Annotated in this window: 15 protein-coding genes; 7 read left to right on the plus strand and 8 right to left on the minus strand. The window is 66.6% G+C overall.

Going from position 1 to position 19,047, the window contains the following annotated elements; translation table 11 throughout:
- Nucleotides 1-24 precede the first annotated feature (24 nt).
- From QZ500_RS00805 to dnaA, 6 genes are all read right to left on the minus strand, one after another.
- Complete coding sequence (locus tag QZ500_RS00805) at nt 25-2,082, minus strand: ATP-binding protein (RefSeq protein ID WP_295849668.1); 2,058 nt, start codon at nt 2,080-2,082, stop codon at nt 25-27.
- Nucleotides 2,079-2,552, minus strand: coding sequence for a hypothetical protein (locus QZ500_RS00810; RefSeq protein ID WP_295849670.1), 474 nt, complete (start codon nt 2,550-2,552; stop codon nt 2,079-2,081). Before QZ500_RS00810 ends, QZ500_RS00805 begins: the two co-directional genes overlap by 4 nt.
- Nucleotides 2,545-3,804, minus strand: coding sequence for a hypothetical protein (locus tag QZ500_RS00815; protein WP_295849672.1), 1,260 nt, complete (start codon nt 3,802-3,804; stop codon nt 2,545-2,547). The genes QZ500_RS00810 and QZ500_RS00815 overlap by 8 nt, the downstream gene beginning before the upstream one ends.
- Before the next feature lie 185 nt (nt 3,805-3,989).
- Nucleotides 3,990-6,605, minus strand: coding sequence for a DNA topoisomerase (ATP-hydrolyzing) subunit B (gene gyrB / locus QZ500_RS00820; protein ID WP_295849673.1), 2,616 nt, complete (start codon nt 6,603-6,605; stop codon nt 3,990-3,992).
- 115 nt (nt 6,606-6,720) lie between these two features.
- Entirely contained in the window at nt 6,721-7,842 is a 1,122-nt protein-coding gene (gene dnaN, locus QZ500_RS00825) for a DNA polymerase III subunit beta (protein ID WP_295849675.1), read from the minus strand.
- 108 nt (nt 7,843-7,950) lie between these two features.
- The gene (gene dnaA / locus QZ500_RS00830; RefSeq protein WP_295849677.1) at nt 7,951-9,369 is read right to left on the minus strand and encodes a chromosomal replication initiator protein DnaA; all 1,419 of its coding nucleotides are present in this window, start codon (nt 9,367-9,369) and stop codon (nt 7,951-7,953) included.
- A 231-nt stretch (nt 9,370-9,600) separates the two neighbouring features.
- Here dnaA and rpmH point away from each other — a divergent pair, with 231 nt between their 5' ends.
- From rpmH to QZ500_RS00865, 7 genes are all read left to right on the plus strand, one after another.
- Nucleotides 9,601-9,735: a 50S ribosomal protein L34 gene (gene rpmH / locus QZ500_RS00835; RefSeq protein WP_295849679.1), complete on the plus strand. Its 135-nt coding sequence runs from the start codon at nt 9,601-9,603 to the stop codon at nt 9,733-9,735.
- A gap of 141 nt (nt 9,736-9,876) precedes the next feature.
- Entirely contained in the window at nt 9,877-10,365 is a 489-nt protein-coding gene (locus tag QZ500_RS00840; protein WP_295849681.1) for a ribonuclease P protein component, read from the plus strand.
- Nucleotides 10,362-10,649 carry a membrane protein insertion efficiency factor YidD gene (gene yidD / locus QZ500_RS00845; RefSeq protein ID WP_295849683.1) on the plus strand — a complete coding sequence of 96 codons (288 nt, stop codon included), beginning with the start codon at nt 10,362-10,364 and terminating at the stop codon, nt 10,647-10,649. The genes QZ500_RS00840 and yidD overlap by 4 nt, the downstream gene beginning before the upstream one ends.
- The gene (gene yidC / locus QZ500_RS00850) at nt 10,646-12,349 is read left to right on the plus strand and encodes a membrane protein insertase YidC (protein ID WP_295849685.1); all 1,704 of its coding nucleotides are present in this window, start codon (nt 10,646-10,648) and stop codon (nt 12,347-12,349) included. The genes yidD and yidC overlap by 4 nt, the downstream gene beginning before the upstream one ends.
- Nucleotides 12,350-12,410: 61 nt before the next feature.
- Nucleotides 12,411-13,808 (plus strand): tRNA uridine-5-carboxymethylaminomethyl(34) synthesis GTPase MnmE, encoded by a 1,398-nt coding sequence (mnmE, locus tag QZ500_RS00855; protein WP_295849687.1) that lies wholly within the window; start codon nt 12,411-12,413, stop codon nt 13,806-13,808.
- Nucleotides 13,809-13,887: 79 nt separating this feature from the next.
- The gene (locus tag QZ500_RS00860; RefSeq protein WP_295849690.1) at nt 13,888-14,394 is read left to right on the plus strand and encodes a cyclic nucleotide-binding domain-containing protein; all 507 of its coding nucleotides are present in this window, start codon (nt 13,888-13,890) and stop codon (nt 14,392-14,394) included.
- A gap of 144 nt (nt 14,395-14,538) precedes the next feature.
- Complete coding sequence (locus QZ500_RS00865) at nt 14,539-17,166, plus strand: EAL domain-containing protein (protein ID WP_295849692.1); 2,628 nt, start codon at nt 14,539-14,541, stop codon at nt 17,164-17,166.
- Between the two features lie 45 nt (nt 17,167-17,211).
- Here the strand turns inward: QZ500_RS00865 and QZ500_RS00870 are convergent, their stop codons facing one another.
- Together QZ500_RS00870 and QZ500_RS00875 are read right to left on the minus strand one after the other, a co-directional pair.
- Nucleotides 17,212-18,129, minus strand: a complete 918-nt coding sequence (locus tag QZ500_RS00870; RefSeq protein ID WP_295849694.1) for a TauD/TfdA family dioxygenase — start codon at nt 18,127-18,129, stop codon at nt 17,212-17,214.
- Between the two features lie 74 nt (nt 18,130-18,203).
- Nucleotides 18,204-19,040 carry an ABC transporter ATP-binding protein gene (locus QZ500_RS00875; RefSeq protein ID WP_295849696.1) on the minus strand — a complete coding sequence of 279 codons (837 nt, stop codon included), beginning with the start codon at nt 19,038-19,040 and terminating at the stop codon, nt 18,204-18,206.
- Between the last annotated feature and the right edge of the window lie 7 nt (nt 19,041-19,047).

The following is a 19,047-nucleotide window of genomic DNA, read 5'->3' on the forward strand; positions in this document are numbered from 1 at the left end:
GTCGCTTGGCCGGATTTGCTCCGTTCAAGAGGCCAAGGGTTGAATGACCTTGCCTTCCCATTGGATCAGCTGGAATTCCAGTCCAGAGGTTGCTTCCTTGAATACCGATTCGTTCTCGTCGAACGATGCCGCAACGATGGCTTGAAGCCCTCGCTGCGCAATCAGCAGCTGAAGCAGCGCACGCTGACTGGCGGAGCGCATTGAATGTTGACCCGGCTCATCCATCAGCAGAAGCCCAGGGTGTTGCCCTTCGAACCCACGGGTCGCAGACGTTTGGTATAGGGCCAGCAGGTAGCTCCAGATGAGGCGGACGAAGTCGCTCGCGCTCGAGTCCGCGGTGAGGCTAGTCTGCATCTTCGGGCGAAGAATCTCGCGCAGCTCTAACTCAGAGAGAATGGGGGTCAGCGTGTCTAGGCTGATGCGGATGTCAGCAATCTCTGCGCTCTCATATCCGAACGAACTAGCGTTGGCTCTGAAGTTCTTCTCGAAGAGAGAAATTCTCGACACGTCGGCATCGCTGTAGGCCTCTTTTGGAAGCGCGCGCCGGTTGGCTTGGTTTGCGGCCAGACGATCGGCAATCTCCCCGAAGGTAGCTATGAGGGCAGCCGCCTGCGCGTCGAATGCTTGCAAGTTCGACAGCTCAAGTTCGATCTGAATCTGGCGGCGGACAATGGCGCGAGATTCAGCTACGCCGGTGCTCACGTCGCCGCGCAGAGAGTTACGGTAGTCATGAGTTGCTGCCAGGCGGGCAGCTACATCGGCGACGGTAATCTCAGACTGACGAATCTCCTCTACTGCCCCATTGATCTGGTTCTGCAGCATCTTCCGCTGACTGTCGAGATAGGCGATGTTGGTGTTCAGGTCCATCTGTGGACCCGTCACGATGCCCAGCAGCAGCGTGTCGTCGACTGCTTGATGGCAGGTTGGGCAATGGTCCGTTGCGACCTCGACCTCCATCTGAGCGCCAAGATTCCGCAGTTTTAGAGCCGTTTTGTTTCGCTCCAGGTCCTCACTGGCTTCGGCTAGAAGGAGGCGCAGCTCATCCAGCGCAGCCTTCTGAAGCGTCAGATTCGTAGTCGCACGTTCATGCAGCACGCTGAGCCGCTGCAGTTCAGACGAGGCAACCTCGAGTTCGTGGAGAGCCTCTGCGCCGGAGGCCTTTCCGTATGCCTCTGCCTTCGCTCCCAGCGTACTGTGTTCAGCGCGAAGGTGGCTGACTTGGTCCACCAGGGAGGTCTTGGTCTTGCCATCGGACTTCACGAGCAGGACGGTCGTGGGGTCGAACATCGAGACCGGCGTGGCAGACAGGCCTTCAATGACAATGCCGTTTGCAGTTGCGGCCTGCCGCAGAGTGTCGTAGGCCTTGCGCCAATCCGAGTCAATCGCCAGGGAATCGGCATCGAGTTCTGCTCGTTTGGCCTGTCGCTCGAACACTCCCAAGCCCAGCAAGAACTCGGTGACCCTAATACGCGCGTCACGAATTCCGAAGAAGGGGATATTGGCGATGTAGTCAGTCCACCCGCGCTTCTGCTCCACGGCGAGCGCCGCGAAGATCGTTTGCAGATACAGCTTGGCCATACCGCCATTCGTCGTTGGGACTTGAGGCAGTTGGTAGCCCATGAACCCTTCAAGGAACTGGAAATAGCCCTCCTGCTTCTGGGCGCTACCAGGGTCAAAGAGGTAGGTCGGCCGCGGTGTACCGAGCTCGGTGCCCTCCGTGAGATGGGCACCCTCGAAAACTTCCACAAGCTTCGACTGGCGGACGGAATCACGGATTGCCCGACGCAGCGTAACGCTGCGCCCAGAGGCATTTTCCAGCTCGACAAGAACCTCGGAGCTCTCCACGGTGACGCGACTTTCGCCTTGTACGAAATACTCTTTGACCGCGTAGGGCAGAACCTTTTCACCTTTGCCGCCGATGAGCTCTTCCATACCCAAGCCGTAGATGAGGGTGTTGTAGAACGTGCTCTTGCCGCTCGAGTTGCTACCCCGAATAACTGTCAGGCCACGGCTAAATTCAAACTTGAACCCGAACTTTCCTTGGGAAGCCGTGATTCTTAGTGTTACGGCTCTGATCTTCATGCCGACTCCCATCCCTTCGCGACTTTCTCCACCATTCCTTCGGTGATGTCCTTACCGATCTGCGTTAAAAGCTTGCGCTCGGGTGCGAAGGCGTCGTCATCCTTGAGGACCTCGGTAATGAAGGCTCGGCCTTTTTCGGTCAATTGGTATCCGGTTGATGTTGCCTCAACCAAGTTCTCGGCCACGGCAAACCGAATGGCGATAGCGAGGGCGGGGTCGAAGCCCCACGCCGTCATTTTCAATACCTTGGCCTTTGCCGCATCAACCAGTTTCTGAATCCGTTCGGTACTCTTCAGCGCCCAGTTGAAAAGATGCAGGCGTGGCAGCGTCGACTTCCCGCCGCGAGACGAAATTTGGAGAACCAGAAGCAGTTGCGTGATCTTGTAGAGCGGCCGGTGCTCAACCAGCACTGGAGAAGGGCGCCGGACGAAGCGCAGACGTTGAGGCTCGACGACGGCAGCTTCAGTCATAGTCGACCTCACAAACTGCTATCCATCTCGCGACAATAAGGCGCGCGATATGAGCCGCGCCGGTAAGGTCGATGGCCGGTGCGAGCTCGTTGACGATTCGCTCCGTCAGGCCATCCCGGATTTTCTCTGTCAGCTCCTGAGGCGTCCCCACCCATGTGTCGCACGTCTCGCCGATGTCGGCTTCATAACCATTTATGAGTCGCGCTAGCCTCGAATGGACGGTCGGTGCCGTGTCATTGATCCGCTTGAGGTGGAGCCCGTGGTCGAGGAACTCGCGCAGGGTTTTCGTGTAGAGGCGAGCGACCTTGCCCTCTAGTTTGTCTGCCGGAGAATTCGCAAGTCGCGTACGCGTCTTACGCATGACGTTCTTCTCGTAGGTCTCGGAGCTATCGGTCAACTCAGGCAAGACCGCCGGCAAGCCGCCGAAATCGAGCGCCTGGCCGACAGCAAGCTTTATCTCCTGAATCTCTGTCGCGTAGTGGTCGGCGTCATGCACCAGCACCTGGAAGTCGGACGCCAGGATCGACAGATTCCACCCGCGAACTTCGGCCTCCTTCGCTTGTGCATGCTTGATGAGGTCGTTATGGGCAATGGTCGGCGTCACCAAGTGCCAGCGCTGCACCTTGGTCACGCCCAGAATCTTCGTGAGGTCGGCTTCGTTGGTTTGAAGCTTTTTCAGATCCGTTGTTATCTTGTCGCGCTGCTTCTCATAGAGCTCTTTCGGCGGGTAGACCTTATCAGGGCAGTAGCACTGATACCCATATCCGGTGGTCTTGGTGAAGCCTTCCAAACCGTAGTCGCCGGGAGTGGCTGGGATGTGGGTGTAGCCGTCGTCCGTGAACTTGCGCTTGAAGACCAACTGGCACAGCCGCTCCCAGCTATTCCCGTCGAATGCGCCATAGGCAGTATGGAACACGGCGGCGTAGTCGCTAGCTTTTAGCTGCGATCCGACACGGATACACCGATGCCCACCACTTTTGACAAAAGCGGTGAGGACGTAGTCCGGCGAATGCCAATTGAAGCGTTCAGCCCTACGCGCAAGCGGTCCTCCCAGATTGCTACCGCTGCAGAAGCTGCGCCAACATACTGCGCGGTGTGTGGTTTCCAGCCATTGTTCGATACAGATTGTTGCTTGTAAAGCGAACAGTCCCCAGGCTAGGCGTTCCGACTTGGATATGGCGGAGTACGTCTTGAGTCGGCCGAGCCTATGCGGCACCAAGGAGCCTCGTGCGGCGCTGAGTGAAGTGGCCATGAAATACTGTACATAAATACAGCCATCTCTGCACGCACACCGCATTCACAGAGTCAGGACTACGGCTTACAGCACTTCGAAGTCACGAGCCATTGAACTGGCCGGCAACGCAAGGGGGTTACCAATTTGCCGGATTTCTCATCTTATAGGCCTTAGTTTCGCGTCTTACGCTAGCTTCACAGAGCTCACACATCAATATTCGCCGCTCGCAACGCATTCGTCTCAATGAAATCCCTTCGCGGCTCCACCTCATCCCCCATCAGCATCGTGAACACCCGATCCGCCTCGATCGCGTCGTCGATCTGCACGCGCAGCAGGCGGCGCACTTCGGGGTCCATCGTGGTTTCCCACAGCTGCTCGGGGTTCATCTCGCCCAGGCCCTTGTAGCGCTGGCGGGCGGTGGCCCGTTCCGCTTCGTGCAGCAGCCAGGCCATCGCGCCGCGGAAATCGGAAACCTTTTCTTCCTTCGCCCGCTCGCCTTCGCCGCGCTTGACCGTCGCGCCTTCGGACAGCAGGCCGTTGAACGTCTCGGCCGCCTTGGCCAGCGCCTCGTAGTCGGCGCCGTGCACGAAGTCCTGGGTGATGACGCTGCTCTTCACATTGCCGTGGTGGCGGCGGCTGATGCGCAGGATCGGCTTGTCGGTGCGGGTGTCGAATTCGCTCGCCACCTCGGCCGGCACGCCGTTGGTCGCCAGTTCGCGCAGCTGGGACTGCAGCGCGACGGCACTGCGCTCGGCGGCGTCCACCGTGTCCAGGTCGAGCGACACGCCGCCGGCGATGGCGCGCAGCGCCTCGGCATCCATGAAGCCGCCCAGGCGGGCGATGACGGCCTCGGCCGCCTGGTGCTTGCGGGCCAGGTCGTCCAGCGTGTCGCCGGTCAGCACGCGCGGGGCGTCGCCGCCGGTGGTCACGCTTGCATCCTTCATCGCGATGCGCAGCAGGAAGGCGTCGAGCGCCGGGGCGTCCTTCAGGTACTGCTCTTCCTTGCCGACCTTCACCTTGTAGAGCGGCGGCTGTGCGATGTAGATGTGGCCGCGCTCGACCAGCTCGGGCATCTGCCGGTAGAAGAAGGTCAGCAGCAGCGTGCGGATGTGTGCGCCGTCCACGTCGGCGTCGGTCATGATGATGATGCGGTGGTAACGCAGCTTCGCCACGTCGAAGTCGTCGGCGCCGCTCTTGCCGTCGGGCGTGCCGCCGCCGGCCTTGCCGATGCCGGTGCCGAGTGCGGTGATGAGGGTCAGGATTTCGTTGGAGGTCAGCAGCTTCTCGTAGCGCGCCTTCTCCACGTTCAGGATCTTGCCGCGCAGCGGCAGGATCGCCTGGAACTTCCGGTCGCGGCCCTGCTTGGCGCTGCCGCCGGCGGAGTCGCCCTCGACCAGGTAGATCTCGCACTGCGCCGGGTCTTTTTCCTGGCAGTCGGCCAGCTTGCCGGGCAGGCCCATGCCGTCGAGCACGCCCTTGCGGCGCGTCATCTCGCGGGCCTTGCGGGCGGCCTCGCGGGCGCGGGCGGCCTCGACGATCTTGCCGCAGATGATCTTCGCGTCGGCCGGGCGTTCCTGCAGGTAGTCGGTCAGCAGCTTGCCGACGATGTCCTCCACCGGCGCGCGCACTTCGCTCGACACCAGCTTGTCCTTGGTCTGGCTGGAGAACTTGGGCTCCGGCACCTTCACGCTCAGCACGCAGCACAGGCCTTCGCGCATGTCGTCGCCGGTGACTTCGACCTTGGCCTTCTTGGCCAGCTCTTCCTGCTCGATGTACTTGCTGATGACGCGGGTCATCGCCGCGCGCAGGCCGGTCAGGTGGGTGCCGCCGTCGCGCTGCGGGATGTTGTTGGTGAAGCAGAGCACCTGCTCGCTGTAGCTGCTGTTCCACTGCATCGACACTTCCACGCCGATGTGGGTGCCGGGGATGCCGCCGTAGCTCTCGGCCGGCCGCTCGCCCGCGGCGTAGAACGGCGTGGGGTGCAGGACGGTCTTGCCCTTGTTGATGAACTCGACGAAGCCCTGCACGCCGCCGGCGCCCGAGAAGTCGTCCTCGCGGCCGTCGCGCTCGTCCTTCAGGCGGATGCGCACGCCGTTGTTCAGGAAACTGAGTTCGCGCAGCCGCTTGGCCAGGATCTCGTAGTGGAAGTCGTGGTTTTCCTTGAAGATCTCGGTGTCGGGCAGGAAGTGCACCTCGGTGCCACGCTTCTCCGTGTCGCCCGTCACCTTCATCGGCGAGACCTCGACGCCGTCCTTCGTCTCCAGCAGGCGGTTCTGCACCGCGCCCTTGCTGAACTCCAGCACGTGGACCTTACCCTCGCGCCGTACGGTCAGCCGCAGCATCTTCGACAGCGCGTTGACGCACGACACGCCCACACCGTGCAGGCCGCCGGAGACCTTGTAGCTGTTCTGGTTGAACTTGCCGCCGGCGTGCAGCTCGGTCAGCGCGATCTCGGCGGCGCTGCGCTTGGGCTCGTGCTTGTCGTCGAACTTGATGCCGGTCGGGATGCCGCGGCCGTTGTCGGTGACGGAAATCGAGTTGTCGGTGTGGATGGTGACGACGATGTCGTCGCAGTGGCCGGCCAGCGCCTCGTCGATCGAGTTGTCGACCACCTCGAACACCAGGTGGTGCAGGCCGGTGCCGTCGCTCGTGTCGCCGATGTACATGCCGGGGCGCTTGCGCACCGCCTCCAGGCCTTCGAGGATGGTGATCGAGCCGGCGCCGTAGCTGTCGGAGGTCACCTCGACGGGGATCGCCGCCTGGATCTCCGGCTCGTAGACCGGTTCGCTGTGGGGCTGGGGCAGGGAGTCTTGGCTCATGTTCGGGCTCCGGCGGCGCCGCGGCGCTGCGGTTTCGGGCAATCTTTCAATGACAAAACGGGCTGTAGCGCCCGTCCTGTCTGCGTAAGCAGCTATGCAATCTGTAGCATGTCCGTCAGATGCGCATCGGCATCACGACGTACTTGAAGTCGGCGTTCTCGGGGTTGGTGACCAGCGCCGAGCTGTTGGCGTCCGCCAGCGAGATGCTCACCATGTCCTGCGGCATGTTGGCCAGCGCGTCGATCAGGTAGGTGACGTTGAAGCCGATCTCGATCGTGTCGCCGCCGTAGTCGATGTCGAGCTCGTCGACCGCCTCTTCCTGCTCGGCGTTGTTCGACGCGACGCGCAGCGTGCCCGGCTCCAGGTTCAGCCGCACGCCCTTGAACTTCTCGGAGGTCAGGATCGCGGTGCGCTGCAGCGTGGAGAGCAGCGGCGCCCGGCCGAGCGTGACGCTGTTCTTGTGGTTCTTCGGGATCACGCGGTTGTAGTCGGGGAACTTGCCCTCGACCAGCTTGGTGACGAACTCCATGCCGCCGAAACCGAACTTCGCCTGGTTGTTGGCGAACTGCATCTCGATGCGCGGCGGGTTCTCGGCGTCGCCCGCGTCGGTCAGCAGGCGCTGCAGTTCCAGCACCGTCTTGCGCGGCAGGATGACTTCCTGCTTCGGCACGTCCACGTCGAGCTGGGCCGAGGCGAAGGCCAGGCGGTGGCCGTCGGTCGCGACCAGCGAGAGCGTCCTGCCTTCGGCGACGAACAGGATGCCGTTCAGGTAGTAGCGGATGTCGTGCACCGCCATCGCGAAGCTGACCTGGCCGAGCAGGCTCTTGAGCGTCTTCTGCGGCACGCTGAACGACGGGCCGAAGTTGGCGGCTTCCTGCACCAGCGGGAAGTCCTCGGCCGGCAGCGATTGCAGCGTGAAGCGGCTCTTGCCGCCCTTCAGGATCAGCTTGCCGCCGGTCGATTCGAGCGACACCGTCTGGTCCGGCGGCAGCGTGCGCAGGATGTCGATCAGCTTGCGCGCGCCGATGGTCGTGGTGAACGCGCCGTCGTCGCCGCCCAACTGCGCGGTGGTGCGGATCTGGATCTCCAGGTCGCTGGTGGTGAGCTGCAGCGACGGGCCGGTCTTGCGGATCAGCACGTTGGCCAGGATGGGCAGCGTGTGGCGCCGCTCCACGATGCCGGCGACCGACTGCAGCGCAGCCAGCAGTTCCGATTGCGGGGCCTTCAGGACGATCATGACAACCTCTTCTCCAATGCGTTCTACGAGTCTGTGCGGGTCGCGCTGTGAGCAGCGGCAAACCCTGTATTTTCGCCGCTTTCGCGGCACGGCCCCGGCGGACGCCGGTCAGCCCTTGAGGGTCTGCTCCAGCACGTGCAGCTGCTGGTTCAGCTCGGTCAGCTGCTGGCGTTCGGCAGCGATCTTGCGCACCGCGTGCAGTACCGTGGTGTGGTCGCGGCCGCCGAAGAGTTCGCCGATCTCGGGCAGGCTTTTCTGCGTGAGCTCCTTGGCCAGGTACATCGCGATCTGCCGCGGCCGCGCGATGCTCGCCGGCCGCTTCTTCGAATACATGTCGGCGACCTTGATCTTGTAGTAGTCGGCCACCGTCTTCTGGATGTTCTCCACGCCGATCTGCCGGTTCTGGATCGACAGCAGGTCGCGCAGGGCCTCGCGGGCCAGCTGGATCGAGATCTCCTTCTGGTTGAAGCGCGAATACGCCAGGATCTTGCGCAGCGCGCCTTCGAGTTCGCGCACGTTGGAGCGCACGTTCTTCGCGACGAAGAAGGCGACTTCCTCGGGCATCTCGGTCGCCTCTGACCGCGCCTTGTTGATCAGGATCGCCACGCGCATCTCGAGCTCGGGCGGCTCGATCGCGACGGTCAGGCCGGAATCGAAGCGCGAGACCAGCCGCTCGTGGATGTCCGCCAGTCCTTTGGGGTAGGTGTCGGACGTCATCACGATGTGGCTCTTCTTGGCCAGCAGCGCCTCGAAGGCGTTGAAGAATTCTTCCTGCGTCCGGTCCTTGTTGGCGAAGAACTGCACGTCGTCGATCAGCAGCAGGTCGAGCGAGTGGTAGCGCTCCTTGAACTCGTCGAAAGTCTTGCGCTGATAGGCCTTGACCACATCCGACACGAACTGCTCGGCGTGGATGTAGAGAACTTTCGCGTCGGGCCGGTCGGCGAGCAGCTTGTTGCCCACCGCGTGGACCAGGTGGGTCTTGCCGAGACCGACGCCGCCGTAGATGAACAGCGGGTTGTACAGGTGGCCCGGCATGCCGGCGACGTGCATCGCGGCGGCGCGCGCCATGCGGTTGGCGGTACCCTCGACGAGGGTGTCGAAGGTCAGGCCGGCATTGAGCCGGTTCTTGAAGGTGTTGGCGGTGTCGGTCTCGGCGAGGCCGGCCGGCTCAGGCTGCGCGGCAGCGGCCTCGGGCGTCGGGGCGGACACCGGCAGCACCGTGCGCGGCGCGGCCTCCCGCTGGGCGAGGGCCAGTTCCAGCGCCACCGGCTGGCCGTAGATCTGCTCCAGCGTCTGGGCGATGCGGCCGGCGTACTGGGCGCGGATCCAGTCGAGCTTGAAGCGGTTGGCGACGTAGAGCGTCACCTTGGAGAAGTCGTCCGCCACGCTGGCGACGAGGGGCCGGATCCAGGTGTTGAACTGCTGCTCGGGCATCTCCTGGGCCATCTGCTCCACGCAGGCCTGCCAGAGGCTGTGGCCGGCGTCGTCGGCGGCGGAAGGCGCGCCGGAGGGGTGTCCCTGGGTCATGGATTCGGGTCGGGGCGAGGTGTGGACAGGCCCGGAGGTGAAACCGGAGGAGTCTAGATTATCAAGACCTTGTCCACAAGGCGCGGCGGCGCGGCGGCAAGCCCCCGCTGCGCGGCCTGTCTTGCCAAGGAGCACGATCCTGGCGACAATCGCGGGTTTCCCTGAAAAGCGTTCAGGGGCATTTCCAAACCCCTGGCCGTTGGCCGGACCGATTTCCCGAGGATTTCCATCATGAAGCGTACCTACCAGCCCTCCAAAGTCCGCCGTGCGCGCACCCATGGTTTCCTGGCCCGCATGAAGACCCGCGGCGGCCGCGCCGTCATCAACGCCCGCCGCGCCAAGGGCCGCAAGCGTCTGGCCGTCTGATACGGCTGGGAAGCAAGGCGCACCGATCCGTCGCATGGCCGCGGCTTTCGCGGTACGTGGCGGCTCCTGCACCTCTTCTCGCTCCGGCACCCTCGGGTCCGGAGCGTTTTGTCGTTTGCGCCCTCCTCGCGTGGTGACCGCATGCAGCGCCTGAAGACCCGGCCGCAGTTCCAGGCTGCGATGGCCGGCGGCATCGTCTCGCGCACCCCGCATTTCGCGCTGCACCGGCTCGGCTTCGACCGACTGCCGGCAGTCGAAGCGGCGCACAACGCCGGCACCGGCGACAGCAGCACCCGCGCCGCCGCACGTCCGCTGTTCCCAACGACCGACGTCGTCTGGCTGGGCGCCATGGTGCCCAAGCGCTGGGCCCGCCGTGCGGTGACACGCAACACCATCAAGCGGCAGATCTACACCGTCGGCGGCGCCGCGCATGCGCAGCTGCCGCAGGCGGCCTACGTGGTGCGGCTGCGCACCGCCTTCGACCGCAAGCAGTTCGTCAGCGCGACCTCCGACGTGCTGAAGCAGGCGGTGCGCGCCGAACTGCAGCAGCTGCTGGCGCGCGTGGCGCGTCCCGCTACCGGGGCCGCCGTAGCCGTCGCTTCCGCGACTGCCCCCGGAGGCGCGCCATGACCGCGCGCCGCCTGCTGATGGGCCTGGTGCGCGGCTACCAGCTGCTGCTCAGCCGCTGGCTCGGCAGCAACTGCCGTTTCGAACCCAGCTGCTCGGCCTACGCCATGCAGGCCCTGGACCGCCACGGGGCGGCGGCCGGCAGCTATCTCGCGGCGGCGCGCATCCTGCGCTGCCAGCCCTGGTGCGACGGGGGCTGCGATCCGGTTCCCGACACCGCGCCCCGCCTGTTCTCCCGCCTGACCGGCACCGCTTCTCCTCCTGCAGAAAAGAAGACCTGTTCATGAACGACATCCGCCGCACGATCCTGTGGGTGATCTTTGGCTTTTCCATGGTGCTGCTGTGGGACAAGTGGCAGATCCACAACGGCCGCCAGCCCACCTTCTTCCCGACCACCACCCCGGTGGCGACCGCACCGTCGCCCGCGGCCGGCCGACAGGAAGGCGCCTCGGCCATCGACACGGTGCCCTCGGTGCCGACCGCATCCGGCGGCGCCGTGACCGCCGGCGGCACCGCGCTGCCGCCGGCCACGCCGACGGTCGCGAATCAGCGCACCGAGGTCCGCACTGACCTGCTGCGCCTGGTGTTCGATGCCGCCGGCGGCACGCTGGTGCAGGGCGAACTGCTGGCGCATAACGACCTCGAGCACCAGAACCAGAACTTCCTGCTGCTCGACGAAAGCAAGAACCGGGTCTACGTGGCGCAGACCGGCCTGATCGGCGGTGCCTTCCCGAACCACAAGACTGTGATGACCGCCGTGCCCGGCCCGCGCGCGCTGGCCGACGGCCAGGACACGCTGACCGTGCGCTTCGAATCGCCCGAGTCCGGCGGCGTGAAGCTCGCCAAGACCTACACGATCCGCCGCGGCAGCTACGCGATCGACGTGAAGCACGAGATCGTCAACGCCGGCACCGCGCCGGTCACGCCGCAGCTCTACCTGCAGCTGGTGCGCGACGGCAACAAGCCGCCGGGCGAGTCGTCCTTCTATTCCACCTTCACCGGCCCGGCGATCTACACCGAGGCCAAGAAGTACCAGAAGGTCGAGTTCAAGGCGATCGAGGACAACAAGGTCGACATCGAGAAGCACGCCTCCAACGGCTACGTCGCGATGGTGCAGCACTACTTCGCCACCGCCTGGGTGCTGGCCGACGGCATCCAGCGCGACCTGTTCATGCGCAAGGTCGACACCAATCTCTACGCCGTCGGCATGATCACGCCGGCCGGGACGCTGGCCCCCGGCGCCGCGAAGACCATCGACGCCACCTTCTACGCCGGCCCGCAGGAAGAGAACAAGCTCGAAGCGCTGACCCCCGGCCTGGAGCTGGTGAAGGACTACGGCTGGCTGACCATCCTTGCCAAGCCGCTCTACTGGCTGCTCGACAAGCTGCACGGCGTGCTGCACAACTGGGGCTGGTCGATCGTCGCGCTGGTGGTGCTGCTGAAGATCGCCTTCTACTGGCTCAACGCCAAGGCCTACGCCAGCATGGCCAAGATGAAGGCCATCAACCCGAAGATCATGGCGATGCGCGAGCGGCTGAAGGACAAGCCGCAGGAAATGCAGAAGGAGATGATGGCGATCTACCGCCAGGAGAAGGTCAACCCGATGGGCGGCTGCTTCCCCATCATGATCCAGATCCCGGTGTTCATCGCGCTGTACTGGGTGCTGCTGTCGAGCGTCGAGATGCGCGGCGCGCCCTGGATCCTGTGGATCAAGGACCTGTCCGCGCCCGACCCCTGGTTCATCCTGCCGCTGCTGATGACCGCCACCAGCCTGCTGCAGACCGCCCTGAACCCGGCGCCGCCGGACCCGCTGCAGGCCAAGCTGATGTGGATCATGCCGCTGGCGTTCTCGGTGATGTTCTTCTTCTTCCCGGCCGGCCTGGTGCTGTACTGGATCACGAACAACATCCTGTCGATCGCCCAGCAGTGGATCATCAACACCCGCATGGGTGTGCCGCCGCAATTCAATTTGCCGAAGTTCAAGTAAGACCTGTTCTTCCCCCACGACAAGGGCCGCTCTGCGGCCCTTGTGCTTTGGAGACCCGCCCATGACCGCCCTGCCCTCCCGGACCGAACCCATCGCCGCCATCGCCACCGCTCCCGGCCGCGGGGCGGTCGGCATCGTGCGGGTCTCCGGCACGGCGGTCGCGGCCGTCGCGCAGGCGGTCTGCGGCCGGCTGCCCGCGCCGCGCGAGGCCACCTACCTGCCCTTCCGCGCGGCCGACGGCGGCACGCTCGACCAGGGCCTCGCGCTCTGGTTCCCCGGCCCGCACTCCTATACCGGCGAGGACGTGCTGGAACTGCAGGCCCACGGCGGGCCCGTGGTACTGCAGCTGATCCTGGCCCGCTGCCTGGAGGCAGGCCGCGCGCAGGGGCTGCGGCTGGCGCGGCCGGGCGAATTCACCGAGCGTGCGTTCCTCAACGACAAGCTCGACCTGGCGCAGGCCGAGGCGGTCGCCGACCTGATCGACGCCAGCACCGAGGCGGCGGCGCGCAGTGCCGGCCGGTCGCTGTCGGGCGCGTTCTCCGAAGAAATCCACGCGCTGCGCGACCGGCTGATCCACCTGCGCATGCTGGTGGAGGCGACGCTCGACTTCCCCGAGGAGGAAATCGACTTCCTGCGCAAGGCGGACGCGCACGGGCAGCTATCGCATCTGCAGCAGACGCTCGGCCGCGTGGTGCAGCGGGCGCGCCAGGGGGCGCTGCTGCGCGAGGGCATCACCGTGGTGATCGCCGGGCAGCCGAACGCCGGCAAGTCTTCGCTGCTGAACGCACTGGCGGGCGCGGAACTGGCGATCGTCACCCCGGTCGCCGGCACCACCCGCGACAAGGTCACGCAGACGATCCAGATCGAAGGGGTGCCGCTGCACGTGGTCGATACCGCGGGCCTGCGCGACAGCGACGACGAGGTGGAACGCATCGGCATCGCCCGTGCCTGGGACGAGATCGGCCGGGCCGACGCGGTGCTGTTCCTGCACGACCTGACCCGGATGGACGACGCGGCCACCCGTGCTGCCGACGACGCCATCGCCGCCTCCATGGCGGGGCGGTTCGCGGACAAGCCGGTCCCGGTGCTCGACCTCTGGAACAAGCACGACGCGCTGCCGGCCGGCGCGCCGCTCCCGCCGGGCGCCGATTCACTGGTGCTGTCGGCGCGCACCGGTGCCGGGCTGGAGACGCTGCGCCGCCGGCTGCTGGCGATCGCGGGCTGGCAGTCGGCGCCGGAAGGGCTGTATCTGGCGCGCGAGCGCCACGTCGAGGCGCTGCGGGCGGTCGACGGCCACCTGATGGAAGCGGCCGGCCACCTGCACGGCGAGAACGGTGCCCTCGACCTGCTGGCCGAGGAACTGCGGCTGGCCCAGAACGCGCTCAACACCATCACCGGCGCGTTCGGCGCGGACGACCTGCTTGGCGTCATCTTTTCGCGTTTCTGCATCGGCAAGTAGACGGAGCCGACACGATGGACGTAACTGGATGTTGCGGCACTTGTCGCCACCCGGCATGATGGCTAAGGTGCCCGCCACCATGCAGTCGTCCTCCTTTTTCCACTCTTCCCTGTCGCAGCAGCCGGTCGGCCTGCAGGGCCTGATCGACGCGATCTCGGTCAGCCAGGGGGACGATGCTCTCTCCACCGCCTTCAGCGCCCAGCAGTGGCAGGGCCTGGCACCGTACCTGCAGCCGCACACGCTGGCGCAGAGCCAGATCCTGTTTTCGGAAGGCTCAGAGGACCGCACGATGTTTTTCATCGAGCGCGGCAGCCTGAGCGTGCACGTCGAGGACGAGGCCGGCCGGCTGCGGCTGGCGATCGTCGGCGCCGGCTCGGTCGTCGGCGAAGGCGCCTTCTTCTCGCACCAGCCGCGCAGCGCCACGGTGCAGGCCGCCAGTCCGGCCCGGCTGTGGGCGCTGCCGCCAGTCCGCTTCACCGAACTCTCGCACCGCCAGCCGGCCCTGGCGCTCGGCGTGGCGATGGCCGTGGGGGCGGTCATGGCCAAGCGGCTGGCCAACCGGCGGCGCCGGGTCGCGTCCACCTGAGTCCTGCACGCGACAGCTGCGCGCCCCTGCGGCACCGGGCGACGGTAACCCGGCGTTTCCAGTCGCAACGCACGCGCATAATGGTCCGCTGAGCGGTGTCACCGGCCCTGCCCGAAGTGGCCGCCAACCTGCACCCCTCCGTCCATGGCGTATTCCGTTCTTCTGGTCGACCCCGACCCCGCGCTGGCCGAGCGCATTGCGGCCGCGGCGGGCCGCCAGCGGCAGGCCTGGCAGCTGCGATCCGCAGGCAGCGTGGTGAACGCCCGGGCCGTCCTGCAGCAACAGGCGTTCGACGTGGTGGCCCTGCGCCACCGCCTGCCCGACGGCACCGCCTTCGATCTGCGTGACCTGACCGGCGACGCAGAGCGGCTGATCGGCATCGCGCCGGGCGAGGAAGTCGTCGCGGCGCGGGCAATGCGCCAGGGCTTCGCCGATTTCTACACCTACGACGAGGCGCAGCGCCATGCGATCGCGCTGCCGCTGCAGATCGCCCGCGCCTGCCAGCGCCGCCACGACACGGTGCAGCGCAGCAGCGCCAACGCCCAGCTGGCACGGCAGAACGCGCTGCTACAGGCGATCTCGCGGGCGCATTCGGAATTCATGACGCACGACGCGCCGGGCGCCGCCTTCGACACGCTGCTCGCGGATTTCGTCGCGCTCAGCCACAGCGTCTACGGTTTCCTCGGCGAGGTGTTCCGCGACGCGGCCGGCCAGCCGGTCCTGCAGTGCTATGCCGTCAGCGGGCTGACCGCGCGGCAGCACAGCGAGGTGCTGCCGCAGAGCCCGCAGGGCATGGTGTTCGCGCGGCTCGATACGCTGTTCGGCTCCTGCATGGCGACCGGCGAGCCGGTCATCGCCAACCGCCCGGCCGCCGACCCACGCAGCGGCGGCCTGCCGGCCGGCCATCCGCCGCTTGATGCCTTCCTGTGCCTGCCGGCGCATGCCGAAGGCGAACTGGTGGCGCTGGTGGGCCTGGCCAACCGCACGGGCGGCTACACCACGGCCGACATCGACTTCCTCGCCCCGCTGGTCACTACCGTCGGCCAGCTGGTGCGCGCGCGCCGGGCCGAAGCTGCGCGCAGCGAGAACGCCGAACGCCTGCGCGACAGCGAAGCCCGCTGGCGCAACCTGACCGAGCTGTCCTCCGACTGGTACTGGGAACTCGACGAGCACCTGACCCTCTCGCGCGTGGAAGGCAACTTCGCCCGCAACTGGATCGTCGGCGAACGGGTGCGGGTCGGCCTGCACCCCTGGGACCTGCTCGCCACCAACCTGAGCGACTTTCAGCGCCGCGCCTACCGCCAGCGGCTGGAGGCCCACGAGACGGTGCACGAGCTGGAGCTGGAATTCCGCAACGGCGACAGCGACGTGCACTGGGTGTCGGTGAGCGCCGCCCCCGTCTACGACGCCGACGGCCGTTTCCGCGGCTACCGGGGCGTGGGCCGCGACATCACCCCGCGCCGGCTGGCCGAGGCCCGCATCGAATGGCTCGCCTTCACCGACGACCTGACCGCGCTGCCGAACCGGCGCCGGCTGCTCGACCGGCTCGAGGAAGCCCTGGCCGACAGCACCCGGCTGGGCCGCAGCGGCGCCCTCCTGCTGCTGGACCTGGACAACTTCAAGGATGTGAACGACACGCTGGGGCCCGAGCACAGCGACCGGCTGCTGCAGCAGGTCGCCGCCCGGCTGCGCAGTTCCGTCCGGCCGCACGACACCGTCGCGCGCCTGGGCGGCGACGAATTCATGGTGCTGCTCGAAGGCCTGCCGCCGGAGCCGGAGCAGGCCCAGCGCCAGGTTGAGCAGCTGGTGCAGGCGGTGCAGCAGACGCTCGGTCAGCCCTATGCGGTGGACGACGCCGACGTGGTCAGCACGCCCAGCATCGGCATCGTGCAGTTCACCGACCACCTGACGCCGGCCGACGAACTGGTCAAGCGGGCGGACCTCGCGATGTACCAGGCCAAGGCGGCCGGCCGCAACACCTACTGCTTCTTCGCCCCGGCGATGCAGGAGGCCGCCAGCGGCCGGCTGCGGCTGGAGGCCGACCTGCGGCAGGCGCTGGCGCGCGACGCGCTGTCGGTGGCCTACCAGCCGGTGGTCGGCCGCGACGGCCGCGCGATCGGCGTGGAGGCGCTGGTGCGCTGGCAGCATCCGCTGCGCGGTCCGGTCTCGCCCGCGGAGTTCATCCCGGTCGCCGAGCAGAGCGGCCTGATCGTGCCGCTCGGCCGGCACGTGCTGCGCACCGCCTGCCGCCAGCTCAAGGCCTGGAGCACCGGCGCTCACACCCGGCACCTGAGCATCGCGGTGAACGTCAGCGCCCGCGAATTCCGCCATCCGCAGTTCGTGCAGCAGGTGATCGCGACCCTGGAGCAGGCGGACGCCGATCCGCGGCTGCTCAAGCTCGAGATCACCGAGAGCCTGCTGGTGCACGACATGCAGGACACGATCGCCAAGATGCACCTGCTGCGCAGCCGGGGTATCGGCCTGTCGCTCGACGACTTCGGCACCGGATATTCGTCGCTCAGCTACCTGAAGCGCCTGCCATTCGACCAGCTGAAGATCGACCAGTCCTTCGTGCGCGGCGTGCTGACCGATCCGCACGATGCGGCGATCGCCTGCTCGATCATCCAGCTGGCGCGCAGCTTCGGTCTGGTGGTGGTGGCCGAAGGCGTCGAGACGGAAGGCCAGCGGGAATACCTGCAGGCCAACGGCTGCGAATGTTTCCAGGGCTGGTTCTTCGGGCGGCCGGTGCCGGTGGAGCAGCTGGTGGTCTGATCCTGGCGCAGGCCGGCCACCGCCGGCCTGCAGGGCGGCCGTGCGTCAGCGGATCTTCGTGCTCCGCCGCCCATCCACCCCCACCGGCACGTCGCCGCTCACCGTCACCCGGCGCACCACGCGGTGGGCGTCGCCGTAGTCGTTGACCGCGTAGTGCTGGGTCGCGCGGTTGTCCCAGACCGCCACATCGCCCTCGTTCCAGCCCCAGCGCACCGTGTGTTCCAGCCGCAGGATGTGGCCGGTCAGGATCTCGATCAGCCGCTGCGAATCGTGGGTGGAGTAGCCCACCAGCCGCTTGGCGAAGTGGCCGAGCAGCAGCGCGCGTTCGCCGGTCTCGGGATGCACCCGCACCACCGGATGCTCGGCCTCGAACAGGGTGGAGGTGAACACTTCCCGGTAGCGCTTGCGGCCTTCTTCGTCGCCGCCGTCGGCGCGGACCGCGGCGTAGTCGTAGTCGTTGCCGTGGACGGCCCGCAGCGTGGCGGCCATCGCCTGCAGCGGCGCGGGCAGGCTGTCGTAGCCGGCCACGGTGTTCGCCCAGACGGTGTCGCCGCCGACCGCCGGCAACGTCACCGCGCGCAGGATGCCGATCTGCGGCGGCGCGACGTCGAAGGTCACGTCGGTGTGCCAGGAATTTGCCCGGCCGCCGTGGCGCGAATCGAGTTCCAGCAGCGTGCGACCGTCGGGCGACGGCACGGTCGGGTGCGGCTCGATCGGGCCGAACAGCCGGCCGAAGGCCTCGTGTTCCGCATCGTCGAGATGCTGTTGCCCGCGGAAGAACAGCACCTTGTGGCGCAGCAGCGCGGCCTTCACCGCGGCAAAGGTCTCGGGGGCCAGCTGGCCGGAGAGCCGCACGCCGCGGACCTCGGCACCGATGCGGCCGGCCAGCGGATGCAGGTCGAGTGCGGCGGCGCCGGAGGCGTCCGGGAACGCGACGGGGGACGGGAGGACTGCAGTGCTCATGGGATCTCCTGCGAGGGTGGGCAAACGAATGGACGAACGGAGGGAAGGAAAACGAGGGTGCGCAGGCCGCGCGGTCAGACCGCGAAATGCCAGCCCGCGATCGACGCATCAGCGTGCGGCGGCACCGGCCGCAGTGGCGGCTCGGCATGGGCGCTCGCCGGCCCGGCGAATTCGCGCAGCACGTCGTCCTTGACCCGCACGAAGGCGGGATCGACCCGCTGCCGCGGATGCGCGAGCCCGACCGGCACGATGCGGCGGATGCGGCCGGGGCGCGGCTCCATCACCACCACCCGGTCGCCGAGGTAGACCGCCTCCTCCACGTCGTGGGTCACCAGGATCATGGTGATGCCCTCGGCCTGCCAGATGCGGTGCAGCTCCTGCTGCAGGTGGGCGCGGGTCATCGCGTCGAGCGCGCCGAAGGGCTCGTCGAGCAGCAGGATCTCCGGCCGGTTGACCAGCGCCCGCGCGATCGCCACCCGCTGCGACATGCCGCCCGAGAGCTGGTGCGGATGCGTCTTCTCGAAGCCCTGCAGCCCGACCAGGGCGATGTGGTGCTGCACCGCCTCGCGCTTCTCGGCCGCGGACAGCGGCGAATTCAGCAGGCCGAGGCCCACGTTCTGCTCGACCGTGAGCCACGGGAACAGCCGGTGCTCCTGGAACACGATGCCGCGGTCAAGGCTGGTGCCGACGATGCGCTGGCCGTCGAGCAGAATCTCGCCCTGGTAGTCGTCCTCCAGGCCGATCACCAACCGCAAGAGCGTCGACTTGCCGCAGCCGCTGGCGCCGACGATGCTGACGAACTCGCCCGGCGCGATCGACAGCGTGATGTCCGAAAGGATGGGCAGCGGCCGTCCGTCGACCGGATAGGTCTTGTGGACGTGGCGCAGCGCGAGGGTGCCGGCGTGGGGCATGGAAATC

This window comes from uncultured Xylophilus sp. (assembly GCA_913776965.1).
Classification (GTDB): domain Bacteria; phylum Pseudomonadota; class Gammaproteobacteria; order Burkholderiales; family Burkholderiaceae_C; genus Xylophilus.